Source organism: Helicobacter mehlei (genome assembly GCF_003660265.1).
Taxonomy (GTDB): Bacteria; Campylobacterota; Campylobacteria; order Campylobacterales; family Helicobacteraceae; genus Helicobacter; species Helicobacter mehlei.
On record NZ_QXQP01000056.1, the window covers coordinates 1 to 1,355 of the forward strand.

At 40.7% G+C, this 1,355-nt stretch carries 1 protein-coding gene; it reads right to left on the reverse strand.

Annotated elements, in window-relative coordinates:
* A partial coding sequence (locus tag EAO36_RS08185) for a hypothetical protein (protein ID WP_120955996.1) occupies window positions 1–1,133 on the reverse strand: 1,133 nt, incomplete at its 3' end.
* Window positions 1,134–1,355: the final 222 nt, after the last annotated feature.

Genomic DNA, 1,355 nt, shown 5'->3' on the forward strand with positions numbered 1-1,355 from the left:
AAATGTTCTTGCAACGCCAAACAAAGGGCATTTTTAGATCGAAGTGCTTGGAGCTTGTCCTTAGGGTCTAAATACAGGCAAGGAATTGTATCGATGGAGACAAGGCGCATCGCTTTAAGATAGGCGTTTAAATCTGTACGATTATAGGTCTGGGTTTTAAAGACTTGTAGGCAGGCTTGTTGGTGCTTAAAAGAAAGGTATCTGGGGTTTAAACAGAGTGTGGGGTGTTCTTGGAGTTCTTTGGTGTCTATATATTGGGAATTGATGTAAGAATTAGCGTGCAAAAGCAAAAAGGCTATGCGCGTCAGATAGTAGGTAGAAAAAAGCGTATAAGGGTCATCTTTTGTCCCTATAAATTCATCTGTGCTCCCAGCGGCGGTTAGGGCTAGATTGGCCCATACGATGGTGCCCTCTCTTAGACCTTTCCAAAATTTATTGGTAGCAACCATCGCCTTTATGTCGTGTTCTAAATGTTGTAAAAATACGCTTGTGGGTTTGTTACCCAAAAGATTGGGATCGTTGAGATAGAGTTGTAAGGTCTGATTGATATCGCAATCTTGGCAGATTAGTTCCCACAATGCATCACTATTAAGAGAGCGCAGGTAAGCTATGGGGTCTAGGCCTATTTGGTAGGCTTGGATTAAGGGCGTGTAGATGAAGTTAATGCTGTCTAAAAAATCTTGGGCGATCTGCTGGGGCGTGGCTTTATATTTGATCACAGGGCTACAATAATAAGATGAAGAGTTTTCAACCAAGTACAAGAGATGGAGGGATTCAAATTGCTTGAAATTTTTCAAAAACTCCTTTTTTTGTGCATCACCATAGGGTTCGAGTTTTTGCAATAAACCTTGCCCTAAAGGGGTGTCTTTGAGCAAATCTGCCCCAAAATCCACGAGATCAATTGCTGGATTGGATAAGTATTCATCATATTTGCGCATCTCACACCCTACAGCCCCAAACTGCGTTAAGGCATCTAGTTGGGCAGAGACCATATTAGCGCGCATTTTGGTAACGCCTTGGATGAGAGCGGGGAGTGGTGGGTTATCCTCTATTTTAAGTTCTACCTTAAGAATGGGCGACTCTTTAGCAAAACCTAGCACAATCAACAAAACTAATAAAATTAAAGTACGCATAGCAATTCCTTTTAATTTTTTGATTGCACCAACATAGCATAATTTTTGGTTTTAACTGGAGTTTGTTTTGATTACGCTACAACTAAATGCACACTATACCCATTGTCTAAAGCTCAATGCGCTGGAATTTTTAAGATAAGCGAGTTACTTTTGTTCCTTTGTCAAGTGTTTTTGTAATGCCAAGCATAGGGCATTGTTAGATTTAAAGGTTTGGAGTTGGTC